Origin of the sequence: Sulfuracidifex metallicus DSM 6482 = JCM 9184, from assembly GCA_032834875.1 — an archaeon.
In the GTDB taxonomy this organism is placed as follows: Archaea; Thermoproteota; Thermoprotei_A; order Sulfolobales; family Sulfolobaceae; genus Sulfuracidifex; species Sulfuracidifex metallicus.
This window is the reverse complement of the sequence record CP135238.1, coordinates 924,568-939,562: the sequence shown is the minus strand read 5'-3', so window position 1 is coordinate 939,562 and position 14,995 is coordinate 924,568. Positions and strand designations below refer to the sequence as shown.

13 protein-coding genes are annotated in these 14,995 nt (G+C 40.8%); 3 read left to right on the top strand and 10 right to left on the bottom strand.

Translation table 11 applies throughout. From position 1 onward, the window contains the following. Positions 1-142 precede the first annotated feature (142 nt). From RQ359_RS05470 to RQ359_RS05450, 5 genes are read right to left on the bottom strand one after another with little or no spacing between them, the layout of a single operon-like run. A complete protein-coding gene (locus RQ359_RS05470) occupies positions 143-709 on the bottom strand; it encodes a hypothetical protein (protein WP_156017562.1) in 567 nt (188 codons plus the stop codon). After that, positions 651-1,574, bottom strand: coding sequence for an ABC transporter ATP-binding protein (locus RQ359_RS05465; protein ID WP_156017565.1), 924 nt, complete (start codon positions 1,572-1,574; stop codon positions 651-653). The genes RQ359_RS05470 and RQ359_RS05465 overlap by 59 nt, the downstream gene beginning before the upstream one ends. Further along, positions 1,571-2,557 (bottom strand): ABC transporter ATP-binding protein, encoded by a 987-nt coding sequence (locus RQ359_RS05460; protein ID WP_083476973.1) that lies wholly within the window; start codon positions 2,555-2,557, stop codon positions 1,571-1,573. Before RQ359_RS05460 ends, RQ359_RS05465 begins: the two co-directional genes overlap by 4 nt. A gap of 1 nt (position 2,558) precedes the next feature. Further along, positions 2,559-4,046, bottom strand: coding sequence for an ABC transporter permease (locus tag RQ359_RS05455; protein ID WP_156017568.1), 1,488 nt, complete (start codon positions 4,044-4,046; stop codon positions 2,559-2,561). Next, a complete protein-coding gene (locus tag RQ359_RS05450) occupies positions 4,043-5,125 on the bottom strand; it encodes an ABC transporter permease (protein WP_083476972.1) in 1,083 nt (360 codons plus the stop codon). Before RQ359_RS05450 ends, RQ359_RS05455 begins: the two co-directional genes overlap by 4 nt. 123 nt (positions 5,126-5,248) lie before the next feature. On the opposite strand from RQ359_RS05450, the gene RQ359_RS05445 reads away from it, so the two are divergent. From RQ359_RS05445 to RQ359_RS05435, 3 genes are all read left to right on the top strand, one after another. Further along, the gene (locus RQ359_RS05445; RefSeq protein WP_054838593.1) at positions 5,249-6,391 is read left to right on the top strand and encodes a hypothetical protein; all 1,143 of its coding nucleotides are present in this window, start codon (positions 5,249-5,251) and stop codon (positions 6,389-6,391) included. A 264-nt stretch (positions 6,392-6,655) separates the two neighbouring features. Further along, positions 6,656-8,956, top strand: a complete 2,301-nt coding sequence (locus tag RQ359_RS05440; RefSeq protein ID WP_054838592.1) for an ABC transporter substrate-binding protein — start codon at positions 6,656-6,658, stop codon at positions 8,954-8,956. A 240-nt stretch (positions 8,957-9,196) separates the two neighbouring features. Further along, positions 9,197-10,441 (top strand): APC family permease, encoded by a 1,245-nt coding sequence (locus RQ359_RS05435; protein ID WP_156017571.1) that lies wholly within the window; start codon positions 9,197-9,199, stop codon positions 10,439-10,441. 176 nt (positions 10,442-10,617) lie between these two features. On the opposite strand, the gene RQ359_RS05430 is transcribed toward RQ359_RS05435, so the two are convergent. The 5 genes from RQ359_RS05430 to RQ359_RS05410 are packed head-to-tail and all read right to left on the bottom strand — an operon-like array spanning position 10,618 to position 14,862. Then, on the bottom strand, positions 10,618-11,019 hold the full coding sequence (locus RQ359_RS05430) for a YdbT family protein (RefSeq protein ID WP_054838589.1): 402 nt from the start codon (positions 11,017-11,019) through the stop codon (positions 10,618-10,620). Next, complete coding sequence (locus tag RQ359_RS05425) at positions 10,973-11,932, bottom strand: oligopeptide/dipeptide ABC transporter ATP-binding protein (RefSeq protein ID WP_156017573.1); 960 nt, start codon at positions 11,930-11,932, stop codon at positions 10,973-10,975. The genes RQ359_RS05430 and RQ359_RS05425 overlap by 47 nt, the downstream gene beginning before the upstream one ends. Further along, positions 11,925-12,899, bottom strand: coding sequence for an ABC transporter ATP-binding protein (locus RQ359_RS05420; RefSeq protein ID WP_054838588.1), 975 nt, complete (start codon positions 12,897-12,899; stop codon positions 11,925-11,927). The genes RQ359_RS05425 and RQ359_RS05420 overlap by 8 nt, the downstream gene beginning before the upstream one ends. Continuing rightward, a complete protein-coding gene (locus tag RQ359_RS05415) occupies positions 12,896-13,831 on the bottom strand; it encodes an ABC transporter permease (RefSeq protein ID WP_054838587.1) in 936 nt (311 codons plus the stop codon). The genes RQ359_RS05420 and RQ359_RS05415 overlap by 4 nt, the downstream gene beginning before the upstream one ends. Next, the gene (locus RQ359_RS05410; RefSeq protein WP_054838586.1) at positions 13,828-14,862 is read right to left on the bottom strand and encodes an ABC transporter permease; all 1,035 of its coding nucleotides are present in this window, start codon (positions 14,860-14,862) and stop codon (positions 13,828-13,830) included. The genes RQ359_RS05415 and RQ359_RS05410 overlap by 4 nt, the downstream gene beginning before the upstream one ends. Positions 14,863-14,995: the final 133 nt, after the last annotated feature.

Genomic DNA, 14,995 nt, shown 5'->3' with positions numbered 1-14,995 from the left:
TCCTTTGAAAGATTAACTTTCCCTCATTCTGAATGAACAATTTGTGTTAACATTCAACAAAATTGACATAGAGAGATAACGAGAAAATTGAAACTTTTTATATAGAGAATCCTCCCTACATCAGCGCAACGTTTTCGCATTTTCATTTCTCGTTTGCGTTAGCCTTCCCAGAGATTAGATAACCATATTCTTTAAGGTAAAGGTCGTTCTCGTTTAAGACAGTCCACACAAAGAACTTCTTTACCTTTCCTAAACTACGTTCTAGGCCGATCTCAAGTAACTTCTCAAAGAGGATGGAAAGTGGTATCCCTATAACGAAACCGATTGCAATAACTAGATTAAGAGGAATTGGAAGCAGGAATAGAAGAACCAATGGAAGGAAGACCTCTGCTAAGATGAAACCTTGGTCTTCCGTTCCCCTTTTCCTCTGCACGCTTTTCTTGGGAATGAACTTCACCTTTCCTTCCTCTCTTAGTTTCTTTATATAAAGCAGAAAATATCTGGCTCTGAACAACATGATACCTACTGAGGAAAGCAGAAGGGATATTATAAAAGGGAAGAGAGAAATAAAAGACATTATAAAGCTAGCAGAGATAACTAGGAAAAGTATAACTGCAAGCTCCCATCCCTTCAGGTTAACCAAATCCTCCTCAGTATAAATAGCATGCGACCCTGTGTCCGGGTTCAACTTCCACCAACTCTGGGTCATTGTCCTTACATTTATCCATCCTGAAGGGACATCTGGGATAGAGTGGACAACCCCTAGGAGGTGGAGGGGAATCCTCGTCCTTCAACTTAGCCTCTACCCTAAAGCCTGGCTCAGGAACAGGGATTGATGAGATCAAGGCTTGCGTGTAAGGATGTTTCGGATTCTCCACAATTTGGGAAGTCAAACCACTCTCGACCATCTTTCCTTGATAAAGCACATATATTCTATCTGATACGTAAGCTACCGTTGAGAGGTCATGAGTTATCATTAAAGTACTCGTTCCCTTCGCTTTAAGTTCATTAAATATCTCCAGAATTCCAGCCCTTATTGACATATCTAACATAGAGACAGGCTCGTCGGCAACTATGAACTCCGGTTCCATGACAGTAGCCCTAGCTATTGCTACCCTCTGTAGCTGACCTCCAGAAAGTTGAGTAGGATAAACGTTAGCGAACGTCTCGGGAGGATTGAGCCCAACAGTTTTCAGTGAAGCTAATACCTTTTCCCTTATCTCCTCTCTGCTTCCCATGTGGTTTATTTTCAGTCCCTCCGCTATAACGTCAAAAACCTTCATTCTTATATCAACCGCGTCAAAAGGATCCTGATAAACTATTTGATTCTTTTTCCTAAACTCCCTCCTTTCATCTCCTTTTAGCTTCAGCACATTCTTTCCGTTCCAGAGAACCTCTCCTTCAAACTTTTGTAGAGCCAATATGGCCCTTCCAAGGGTAGTCTTTCCGCTTCCAGACTCACCTGCAAGGCCAACTACCTCTCCTTTTCCTACAGTAATGTCGGTACCCTTTAACGCCAGGAAGTCCTTTCCATTTAACTTATATTTTACCTTAATAGACTTTCCCTCTATCATTTCGATCCACCTATTAGATGACAAGCAACCACATGACCTTCCTTGGTCATCACGGGCTCTGGAACTTTCTCCTTACACACCGGCATAGCAAATGGACATCTCGTCCTGAATCTACAACCGGAGGGAGGATTCTCCAGATCTGGAGGCTCTCCAGGTATAGAGTAAAGTTTTCTCTCCTTCCACTTCCTTATGTCTGGAATGGATTTCAGAAGTAACTGAGTGTAAGGGTGTTGAGGATTCCTGTATATGGATTCTGATGGACCGCTCTCGGCAAGTTGACCTGCATACATCACGGTCACCTTATCGCTAAAAGTAGCCAGAAGGGAAAGATCGTGAGTGACGAAAACCATGGAGAAACCCAGTTCCTTTTTCTTTGATAATAGGAGGTCTACTATAGTTGCCTGAGTAACCACGTCTAGAGCAGTTGTAGGTTCGTCCGCCATAACTAGATTGGGCTTCAGAAGGAGTGACATGGCTATTATAACCCTTTGTTTCTGACCTCCGGAAAGCTCGTGAGGATACTTGTCAGCTATCTCGGGGTTAAGCTTTACGGATTCCAGTGCCTCATAGGTTCTCTCCACCGCCTCACCTTTGCTTACATCCTCGTGGACCATTATTGTCTCTACCATCTGACTTTTCACGGTGTAAAGGGGATCTAGAGAATCCATTGATACTTGAGGAATCCAAGATATCTTCTTCCACCTAACTTCTTTGTCAAACTTCTTCCTATCCATCTTAAGGACGTCCCCACCCTCGAACAAGATGTTGCCCCCCATAACTGAGGCGTTTTGAGGAAGTACCCTGAAGACGGTTGTAATTATTGTAGACTTTCCGCTTCCAGACTCACCAGCCAACCCCATTATCTCTCCCTTCTTAACGGTCATGCTGAAATCGTCAACCGCCTTAACGTATCCGGTCTTGGTCTTGAAATAGGTCTTTAACCCCCTTATGCTGAGCTCGTCGTCAACAGACATCTCTAACATTTTATATCTCACCTCTAGTTTTATAAGGACTTAGTACGTCCCTAAGCGAAGTACCTATGAAGTAGAAGGCAACAGACAGCAGAATTATACCTAAACCAGGAGGAAGTATCCACCACCATACGAACCCGTTGCTTGCTGCGACCTCATGTGACGCATAACCTAACATGTTTCCCCAAGTTGGGAAAGACGTTATTCCAAGTCCTAAGAAGTCTATTCCGGACTCTATTAAAATCACGGTGGGTACGTCATAAGCTATCTGTGCAACTATGATTCCAAGAATATTAGGGATAAGGTGCTTCATTATAATATGGAAGCTTCCTCCTCCCAAGGCTCTAGATGCCTCAACGAAAGTTCTCCCTCTCAGAGTCAAGGTAGCTGACCTTATTACTTTCATTGTTGCCATCCACGAAAGTAGGGCTATTAAAAGAAATAACAATACTACTATATTTATATCTAGGACGAGCCCTGTAGCTACTAGCATACTTTCCAGTACTATGAACAGGGGAAGAGTAGGAATAGTAAGGAAGAAATCAGTTATAGAGTTAAGAGTAAGGTCGGTTTTTCCTCCCTTATATCCAGCAACCAGTCCAACAATTAGCCCTATAGCTACTATTACTACGGCAGTTATTACGCTCAGTTCTAGATCAAATCTGGCTCCAAGGACGAATTCTGCAAAGACTGAAGATCCTCTGAAGTCTGTACCCATAATTCCGAATAGATATCCTTGTGTGTGAAGACTAGGCTTGGTCATTGTTACGTTTATGGGTTGACCTGAAAGATCAACAATAGAAACCATCAACTTATATGAGGAAGGTTCTCCCTTGAATATTAGAGATGGTATAACAAAAGCACCTTCATACCTAGCTGAACCAGATAAAGAATTGACAAATGGGCTATTGGAATAAGTCAATGATTGAGAAGATATATAAATATTGTTTAGTGAGTCCATGTTTATTGTACATACCGGATAAAAGAACAGCAAAGTATATGTTGGAGGAACGTAACTACTTATGAAGAACGTTTTGTTCCCATGAATTAAATACACGTTTAGCTGCACTTCAGTTGAGTTAACACCCTTTGGAAGATAAGAAAATGTAATAGTGAAAGATGATGGAGCCTCTTTGTACTTTGAACCGTCATAGGAGAAAGGATATGAAACATTAAGGAATGAACCTGAACCCTTCATATAAACTGAAAGTTTCGATGAACCTACTTGGGCATAGCTAACTGTTCCGTTTTTAACAAACTGCGGTTGTGAAGAAGAAAGCAGGTTATTATATGTAGGAGGCAGGCCACTGTATTGAGGAAAGATGGTAGCCCACTGTGGAGGAGAATAAGGGGTAGCAACATATTCTTGATTGAAGCTATATGGATTAGTATAAGGGGTAAGATAATTAGCAAATATCGATATAATCACGAAAAATAGAAGAATAGCTAGAGATATCACAAATGACTTCCTTGAGAAAAGTTGTTTCATGACCTTGTTCATTCGTACTTCACCCTCGGATCAATAAATGGATAGACAAAATCTAAAATAAGAAGAACAACTATAATGTAGAAATTAATGATGAAGAATGACGCTCCAAGTACTGGAATATTCACGTTTTCAGCAGCCTGCAATAGAAGTAATCCAACCCCTTGAAAGTTGAATATCTCTTCTACAAAGACGGATCCAGTTATCACGAAGGCGAAATCTACGCCCACCCTAGTAAGAGCTGGAATTATTGCGTTCCTAAGTACATGCCTAAATACAACCCTAGACTCAGGTATACCCTTAGCTCTTAGGTAGGTTATGAAGTGACTACCCATGACCTCAACCGCGGACGCTTTAGTTAGAACCATTCTTATGCCGTAGGACAGGAATGTAAGAAGTATTATGGGTAGGGCAGAAAACTTCAGCAGTCCAGCGACGTAAGCGAATCCCTTGAGAGGCTCACCGTTAGGTCCAGTCAAAGCATCTACTATGTTTGTAGGAAATAGGTTCAAAGTGAAACCCAAATAATCTAAAATGATAGTCAGAAGCCAGAAAGCTGGTACGAAATAAGTAATTATTGCAAGGTTAGAATTTATTACATCTGCAATTCTACCATATCTAAGGGCAGAGAAGAGTCCTAAGCCTACTGCAAGCACTGTACTCAAGATTAGCGAAGGAATTAGAATTATCAAATCTACTGGAAGATGAGAAATTATAAGTGAAGTTATACTCTGATCGTATATTAGAGAGTATCCAAAGTGAAATGTCAGCATGGAAATAACATAGTCTATATACTGTACGTACACCGGCTTATCAAATCCAAACTGTCTGTCCAAAGCCTGAACTTCGGCTTCTCTATTTATGTTCTTGTAATTGAGAGGAACGTAGAACTCTGCCGGGTTAAAGTGAGCAATATAAAGGGGAAAGACCCAGAAAATGAAAAAGAGAAAGTTTACGATAGCAAATAGAAGTATAAATCGTTCTATCAATCTTTTTACAATATATCTAGGTGGTAAACGCGAAGAAGCTCTAGCCAACAAACTTCCTTTTCGTCTGGTCGTTTTCTCTAATTCGTTGCTCTTCTTTGCTTCCATCGTTTAATAGATTAGCGTCCTCTTTAAAAAACTTATTAGAGAATAATATGACAAAATGAAAGTTTGTGGGTTTATTGTGTTAAGGGTTTTTTACCTCGGATCCATTTTCGTAATTGATATTTTATGATAACGTTCAGCAAGAGGACTAAAGCCGGATTGTCTATAATAGTCTTGATTTTGATTGTAATTTCGTTTATTTATTATTATACAAACTTTATCTCGAATCAAAGCAATGATATAAAAGCAATTACTATACCAGAGCTAGAAAAGGTATTCTCCGCTCTCTATTTGGGAAATAATCAGTTAATAATTGCGGGAATTGGTGGGAATCCGTCACACGGAGAAGCGTTCGTAGTCAATTTGAATAACATGATGAATTATACTCAATTGAAATTGGGTAGATTTTTCCAAAACGGTTCCATATATACAATAGGATATAACGGTACGACATTAATGTTCGGGGGAGACAATTACATAGGAGGAAACCTTCACACTTGTCTTGTAGCAGATAACGGTGGATCTTTGCATAACTTTAGCTATAAGTTAGGCTCAGATAATTCGTTGGGACAGATATGGAGTGTCACTTGGTACAATGGGTACTGGTTGATTGGAGGTAATACCTTCATATATCTAAGTAACGGTGAAGGAGTTCTATTACCTATGTTAGTTAAGGAGTTCTCAAACGGCTCAACCGTAAACCTTTCTCCCAATCTTCCCTCTTATTTTACCCCAGTAGGAGGAGGATTTATAGATTCAATTTACGATCTCTCTCCCTCACCTACAGGAGTAGGAATAGCAGGCGGGAACACATTTAATGCTACGTTTGCTGTTTACAACGGTACCTTTCAAAACTTCAGCGTGAAAGGATACGACGAGGGATCTTTCGTATCATCCGCGTTCTCACCGCAAGGCTGGATTGCAGTAGGTGAACTATACGAGTCGGATCATTTTTCGCCCTACGTGGTACTTTTTCACAATGGGACTTCCAATAACATCACACTCCCATATCATGTAGGATTTGTAACTTCCGTGATTTACATAAACGGAACATACATCCTTTCACTGAAAGTACCATTTACCTCTAGTTCTAGCTTGAAGTACGGCACTGTCATTTTATGTGGTAAATCCTTACAAGAATTAAAAGTATTATATAAGAATGGCAACCAAGTGATAGAGGATATGAGTGTATCTGGAAATTACATTACCGCGGTCGGTTATACAAACGACACTACAGTAGAGGGACTTATACTAAAAATACATATTTAAATTATAAGATTAGATTTTTAATTATATTCTTCTATAATTTTATTAACTACTTTTACAAGCCAGCTGAAACCTTATATAAATTTATTTTATGACATTTTTTCATAACTTCTATTCATCTAAACTAGATAAAAGGATTTATTTTATGAGAGAGAAAAATTCAAATTATTTTATTCCCAATGTCAAGAAAATTCAATTATAAATCTGTATATTAACATAACAAGCCAAGATTAATGTTTAAATAGTACCATAGTAGCAGACTTTATTATGGAAAATAAAGTAAGAAGGTTAATAACGATTTTAACCCTAGGTGTGTTATTATTTTCCATAATAGTAGATACAGGTGTAATAACTGAAGCAGCCTACGTGTCTGCTACCGCTGAACAACCGGTTATCAACTGGTACGAAGTTTCCTATACTTGTCCTTGGGTTGGAAGCATAGAGTATGTTTTCACCTACGGCACCCATTCAGCCGAGTTCTCTGCTCTCCAGGACGGAAAAATAGACTTCGCAACGATAACTCATCAGAGCGACTTTAAGACTGGTCAGCATGATCCAAATCTCTGGGTAAACGCCTCTGTACAAGAGTCCTTCTTCATGCTAGTATTTGCATATGGAAATCCTCTAACTGCCAACTTGAACTTTAGATATGCAATACAAAGTCTGATAAACTACAACAACATTACTACGTCTGTAGATGAGGACGGTTTACTAGGAGTTGGTACACCGTTCTATCTCTATCCAGAAGTTCCAGCATACAAACCATATGTCAATCCCGAAGCTGCGGTTTGGTACAGCAACTACGAGTCATATAACCCAAGCAGGGCTGTATCGTACTTAGAAAAAATACCTGGAGTAACTCATGTGGATGGAAAATGGTACTATAACGGATCGTTGCTAAAGCTTACCTTCACATATCCAACTGGAGACACCCCAGCACAGAACCTAGCAACTTACCTACAGACTGCAGCAGCATCAATAAACCTTACAATAGTTCCAGAAGCTGAATCGTTTGCTACATTAATAGGCGCAGCTACAACTCCACCATTCAACGGCTTCAACATTACAACTTTTGGATGGATCAACCTAGGTCCATTCGCCAACAGTTGGATGCAGGGAATATATACATCTCCGTCGAATACTGGTGGATTCTCTAATTCCACTATAGACAAGGTTTTAAGTGAGGCTTTAACGGCACCTACTCTATCTGCGGCAGCTACATATGTTAAGGAAGCAGATTTATACTTACAGCAGCAGCTGCCATACGTAATAATCTCGTGGACTAACGCTGTGGACGGAGTGTATTTACCAGGGTGGGCTGATTATATATATCTTAATGTAACTTCTGAATATGCATTTTCATTTTTAAACGTTCACCCAAGGGGAGAATTCCTTAACGGAACTTTCGTGTATTCCAGCGTATCCTCTAGCGAACCACGTCACATTAATCCATATGCAAGTGCATCGGTTTATGCATTTAACGTCCTAGATGACATATACCCAGGCTTGGCATTCAGTGAGTACGCAAATCAGACTGCACTTCTACCTAACATTGCAGAAAATTGGACCTTAACGCCAATTTCCAGTATGACATTACCTAATGGAGGAAAGATAGTTAATGGCTCTATATTAACTATCAATTTAGTTCACAACGCTACATGGATAAACGGAGTTCCTATTACTGCCTATGATGTAAACTTCACAATATGGTGGCTTGATCTTCCGGGAATGTTAGGAACTAACACCTTCGATGGACTACACGTAAACTATACCTACCTATATAATAACGGTTTCATTAGCACTGACTATTTCGGTTCGCAGCCATACATATCCTGGACTAACGTAACATCTCCTTATCAAATTAAGATCTATATGAACGGATCAACCTACACAGATGAGTTTTATGCTATAGATGGCTATCCAATTTACCCAGCCTTCGTATTCAACACTACCAACCCAGCAACCGTATATTCGGAAAGAATAGCCGACCTACTAGGAGGTGGAGGATACTACTTTGCAGGCGTGTTCAACAACTATGAAGAATACTTAGTAAAGGCTAACCTACACTATCCAAGGATTAATGCATTAATCTTCTTGAAGAACGTAACTGCGGGAAGCACATACACTTACACCGACAACGTAACGGCATATGTATGGAATAACGCTAGTCTTACCAACATGCCAGTCCAGATAAGCAACGCAACAGTTTACGTATATCTCAAGTATTTGGGTGACGGAATGCCATATGAGAACGTGACAATTAACGGGAAACCATTCGTCGTGATGGCAACAAATGACGGAAATGGAGTATATACTGCAAACATAAACACTTCCTCTCTGAAGCCAGGAACGTATGAAATAGTTGCCAAAGCAGTATGGAATGCGGGAGGAGCTACCAGGGAGCTATTCAACTTCGGATCCATAGCGGTATCTCCAACTACTACAACCACTGTACCTCCTGCGACTACGACTACTACCTCTACGTCTTTCCCAATAACCTATGTGATAATTGGTATAGTTGTAATCATAATAATTGCAGCAGCGGTTGTACTATTAAGAAGAAGGTAAATAGTAGTTTAAACGACAAGTTAATTTTCTTTTTATTTTTTACTTCTTTACTTTATATTTATATTTTAATTTTGTATAGAGCTAATAGTTTTACATTAGATGAATATTTTAATGTGCTAAGGTTAAAATTCCTTATGATCTAGAAGAAAAGAAAATGAAAAGAAGAATTACAAACATTCACACTTTATCTCTTGCTTCCCCACGTAAGTTTTTAAAAAGTAAACATTGTCTAGAAGTGCGTTGAGTGAACGTAAACTCACCCTATGGGATGCTGTAGGAATAGGTTTAGGAAACATAATCGGAGCGGGAATCTTTGTAATGGCTGGTAGTACTATAGATCTAGCAGGACCAGGGGCACTTATCTCTTTCCTATTCACCGCCATGATAGCCTTTAGCGTAGCGCTAAACAGTGCCGAACTTTCCTCAGAATTCCCGGACAAGGAAGGAGGAGTTTACACCTTTGCCAAGGAGACAATGGGAAATACTGTAGGCTTCCTTGTTGGATGGATGAGAATGATTTCCTATGTTTTTAGTGGTAGCGCCGTTGCACTAGGTTTTGCATCTTACGTTTTCCCTTCCATTTCTATCCCAATAGCTGGAACTTTGATAATTATGCTCTCTCTGGTATATTCAAGAGGATTAAAGATTGCATCTGAGTTAGAGAAATATATATCCCTAATTAACGTGGCAGGCCTCCTGATTTTCGCCATAGTGATCCTTTCAGTTTCAACCTTTAGTATATCCCATTTTACGCCTGTAGCTCCTCACGGCATTAACGGAATCTTGGAAGCCAGTTCCTTAGCTTTCTTTGCATACTCAGGATTCAACACAGTGGCTACCCTCACTCCCTCTGTAAAGGACGGCGTAAGGAACGTTCCCAGAGCTATAATTCTCTCACTTTCAATTTCATCTATTATTTACATTCTGATAGTGTTCTCGATGTTGTATGGGGTTCCTTGGCAGAAGTTCGGGGTACAAGGGGATCCGCTCAGATTCGCTCTCATGTTAGTTCATGCGCCCTACTGGACAGTTGCGATTGTGTCGGGAGTTGCACTACTTTCAACGTTCTCCGTGACCTTATCCTTGATCATAGCGTCGGTCAGGACTACGGAACAGATGGTTAAGGATAAGCTCATCCCTAGAACGGGGAGATTTACGCTTCCCGCTATATCTTCTTTTATGATATTATCACTCTTCTTTGGAAACGTAGAGGTATTGGGATTAATATCCAATTTTGGAACCATCTTCTCTTACCTTATAACCCCATTGGCTGTGTTCATAGGCAGAAAAAGGCTGAAACCTACCTTCAGATCCCCCTTTTATCCTTGGGTTCAATTGTTTAGCTTAATGTCCTCCCTAGTTATTATGTCAGTTCTTGGAGATGAGTCGCTGGTCGTAGGTCTGGTCTCCCTCTTGATTGGGCTTATAATACACGTGCTCCACGTCGAGATAAATTTCTTCGAAAGGGAAAGGTCAAAGAAGTAAGAGCTGAAGAAGAGAAAAGGGAAAATGACCATCCTTACTAATTGGATACGTACTAGTCCTTCATAAACCTTAGCAAGTTTTACGAAATCGAGAAAAGGGACAAAGAAGGAGGGGTTATGGAGAATTAGGAAAAGGAGCTTAAAGGAAAGAGAGAACCAAAAAGGTATATCCTTTATTTAACCACCCATACAACGCCTTATTTCTTGCTCCATCTCTTGAGGGAAGCTCACGTCCCATATTCTCTTCACATCCTTACCTAATACCAGATAAACTGAACCACAGTGAAATCTTTTTGCCAGTGGACCTTGACTTACGAACAAGTTATCTACATTCTCTAAGCTCACAGTAAAGGACTTTAACGGACTCTTGAATATGACAGAATTCCCGTTAAACTGATACTTGTAACTCTTCTTCCAGAGCATATATAACGCAAGAAAGGAATACCATATGACAAGGAATATCAAGTATGAACTAATGTTGGAAGGAGTTATCTTCATAAAAAGAGAGAAAATTGCGACTACGATAGTTCCCTTAACTATCGTTTTCTTTACCGTCGGTCTGATATAACCAGCACGCAACCTTCCTGTCACCCATCTCTATTAGGGGGGGTTCCTTTTCCCTGCAAATGCTAATGGCCATTGGACACCTTGGATTAAACCTACATCCCTTGGGAAGGTTAATCAGACTAGGAACTTCCCCCTCAGGAGGTTTAACCTCCTTCCTTTGCAAGGACGGAAGCGACTCAACAAGTGACCTCGTATATGGATGAGCGGGATCGTTAAGCACCTTATCAGAGTTACCTATTTCCATGACCTTTCCGGCATAAAGCACAATGATTTTGTCTGCTATGAACCTTGCAACCGCGATATTGTGGGTTATGAAGAGATACGAAAGACCCATTTCTATCTGAATATCGGCCAACATGTTCAAGACTTGAGCTTGGACAGACACGTCGAGGGCAGAGGTTGGTTCGTCCAGAACTAGAAATTTCACCTTTCTTGACAGTGCCCTAGCAATTGCAACCCTCTGTAACTGACCTCCTGAGAGTTCCCTGGGCAACTTGTCCATAACGTAGGAAAACTCAAGACCAACCTTCTCCAAAGCGTCCTTCACAGCGTCCTCATCGTACCTACCCAGCGGTTCTGAGACTATGTCTTTCACCCTCATCCTCGGGTTCATTGAAGTGAGCGGATTTTGGAACACCATGCTAACGTTCTTCAAAACCTCTTTAGGATCCTTTACCTCCTTTCCCATAAAGAGAAGTTCGCCGCTGGTGGGCTTCTCTATCATCGCCATGATCTTGCCTAAAGTTGTCTTCCCTGAACCGCTCTCTCCTACTACGCCGACCACCTCTCCTTCCTTAACGTCCAAACTTACGTTCTCTAATGCCCTAAGCTGAGGTACATTTTTCCTGAGCAAGGAATCTATGAGTCCCTGCTTGTAAGCTGGAAATTCCTTGGTCAGGTTCCTCACAACGTATAATTCACTCATAAAGGAAACACCTTACTCTTCTCTTATCCTTCTCCACAAGGATCGGCTCCTCCTTTGAACACTTGTCCATTGAGCTATCACACCTTGGGAAAAACCTGCATCCTAGAGGTAAGTTGAAGAAAGAGGGAGGATTTCCCGGAATAGCCTTCAGTCTACCTTCCCTCTTGTTAATTGAGGGAATGCTGGATATTAACCCCTTAGAGTACGGATGTAGCGGACCTTTTATCACATTCTCGCTTGGACCGTCCTCCATGATCTCTCCTCCATAAAGTACCATGATCCTAGTTGAGATAACATAAGCTAAGGCTATGTCGTGAGTTATGAAAATTATAGAAGTGCCCAACTCTGAGTTTAGTTGTTTCAACAGTTTCACCACCTGAGCTTGCACAGTCACGTCGAGGGCAGAGGTTGGTTCGTCCGCAATTAGAAGTTTGGGTTTAAGTAACAATGCCATTGCTATTACTACCCTCTGTATCTGGCCTCCAGAAAGCTGATGAGGATACCTCTTCATAACGTTTTCAGGGTCTGGAATCCTCAAATCCTTTAACGCATTGACGCTTTCCTTGTAAAGTTCTTTTTCGTCGTTCTTCTTTTTGCCTTTTTCTTTCATGTGACGTATCATTGAAGCCTCCATAAGTTGATGCCCCACAGTCTTGACAGGGTTTAAGCTATTGAGTGGATTTTGGAATATCATGAAGACTGTGGTTCCCCTTAACTTATACATGTCCTGATCCTTAGCCTTCACGATGTCAACTCCATCTAGTATAATACTTCCGTTCATCTTTGCATTGTAAGGCAATAGCCTAACAATTGAATGACCTAACGTTGACTTCCCTGAACCGCTCTCTCCTACTACGCCAACTATCTCTCCCTTATTAACTTCCATGTTTATCTTATTCAATATCTTAGCGTTGCCGTTTAACGTCCTATAATAAACTTCAAGATCCTTTATCTCCATTAACGTCATGCCGATCTACCCTGAATTATATCCTGGAGTCTATCGCCAAGTAGCACAAAACCTAGAACTATTATCAATATAGCTATGCTCGGAAATATAGGCCACCACCAGTAGGTTGGAAGTCCGGCTAAACCGTCTGATGCCATTTCTCCTAGCTCAGGTATGTTAACAGTTATTCCAATTCCGAAGAAAGCTAACGTAGAGTAAGCTAATATAACGTTGCCGAAGTCTAGGGCAGAGTAAGCTATGATTGGATCTATGGTATTTAGTACCAAGTATTTGAGGAAGAATTTTACCTTCGACACACCGTAAAGCTTTGCTGCAGTTACGTAGTCCATCTGTTTCACCTTCAAGGTTTGTGCCCTAAATAGCCTTGCATATGTGGGCCACCATACCACGCTTAATCCCACTATCACTGCATTAAAGTTTGCACTCAATATCACTGAAATAGCTATCACTAGGATGATGGCGGGGAATGCTAGAATAGCATCAGTTAACCTCATGAGTATATCGTCGAGAATTCCTCCGATATAACCTGCCAGAACACCAACTATCATCCCTACTAATACAGCAATGAACACTACCACTACGGATACTAACGCGTCCCTGGGCATAGCGTAAAGTATCCTCGAGAGTATGCTTTCACCTTCAGCGTTAGCACCGAACAAGTAGACCGCGGAAAGGGTAGGAGGATGATAGGAGTTGGTTAAAGATATCTTAAGCGGGTCGCTGGGTAGAAGAGCCCATCCCAAAGAGGGGTTATGAAGATAACCTCCTATCATCTGTAGTGCTCCCTCTATTGCAGACCATCCGAAGAAGAGGGAAACTATTATAAGCCCCAATAATCCAAGTTTATCCCTTCTTATGGCTGATAAGTAAAATCTTAAACCTGTTGTCCTTATTTCCTTCCTGGGTTTATTTTCAGCTCTCTCCTCTGTCATGATAACCTCACCCTTGGATCGAGGACTCCATATAAGATATCCGCAATGAGGTTAGCGGCTATGACAAGAATTCCGTCTATTAAGGTTATGTCCAACAAGGCAACGTAATCCAACTGATATATCCCCACAGTCAACAAGTAGTAACCTAGACCATGATAATCGAATATGTCCTCCACAACTACGTCTCCGGCTATGGATTGGGCAAACAAAAGTGCAACTAAAGTAACTATTGGAAGGGATCCGTTTCTTAATGCAACCCCGTAGGTGACTTGTGACTTTGTCCTTCCTTTCATCAAAGCCAACTTTGAATAGTCTGACTCCAAAGTCTCTATAAGAGAACTTCTGGCTATCCTAGTTATGACTCCAAAGCTAACCAAAGCTATAGAAATCACTGGCAGAATCATATGCCTGATAAGACTATCTAGATAAGCCCAATCTCCTGCAGCTATTGCATTTAGAATTGGGAATCCTAACACGTTAGGCGGAGGAGACAACAGAGGATTTGCTATTCCTGAGGATGGAAAGAGACCCAAATCATATGCGAAAACCAATAATATCACCGTAGCTATAAAAAAGGGAGGAGATGACCAAGAGGTGAGGTATATTCCTTTCACAAATAAGTCCTTCCAGTTCCCCCTATTTGACGCGGCTATGGCTCCCATTGCAATTCCTATGAGAACAGTCAAGATAGTCGCGGGAATCACTAGCTCTAAGGTTACTGGTAGGTACTGCATTATAAGCGAACTCTCAGGGATCCCGTACACGGGATCTATGCCCAAGTTCCCGTGTAACACATTCCAGATGTAGTCAGCTATCTGAACGTAAAGCGGTTGATAGAAACCATGAGCTTTAGCAATGGCTTCCAATTCAGCGTAGGGGGCATGAGGATTCCTCACGTATATCCTGGCCTTTGCTATAGGAGAAGGCAATATAACGTTTATAATAACGAAAAGCAAAACTATCAGGAATATAAGGGAAACGAAGGCGTACACGATTCTTCTCAGAATGAATTTGAGTATCTCGTGACCCATCAGACTTGTAAAAGCCCCCATATAATTTAAATTTTATCAACTGTAAGTTGTACAGCCATTTGTTAGTTTTTAAATAGTATAGAACTTACCATAAAGAGAACAGTAACAAATTCGATAAAACTTAAAAAGTTAT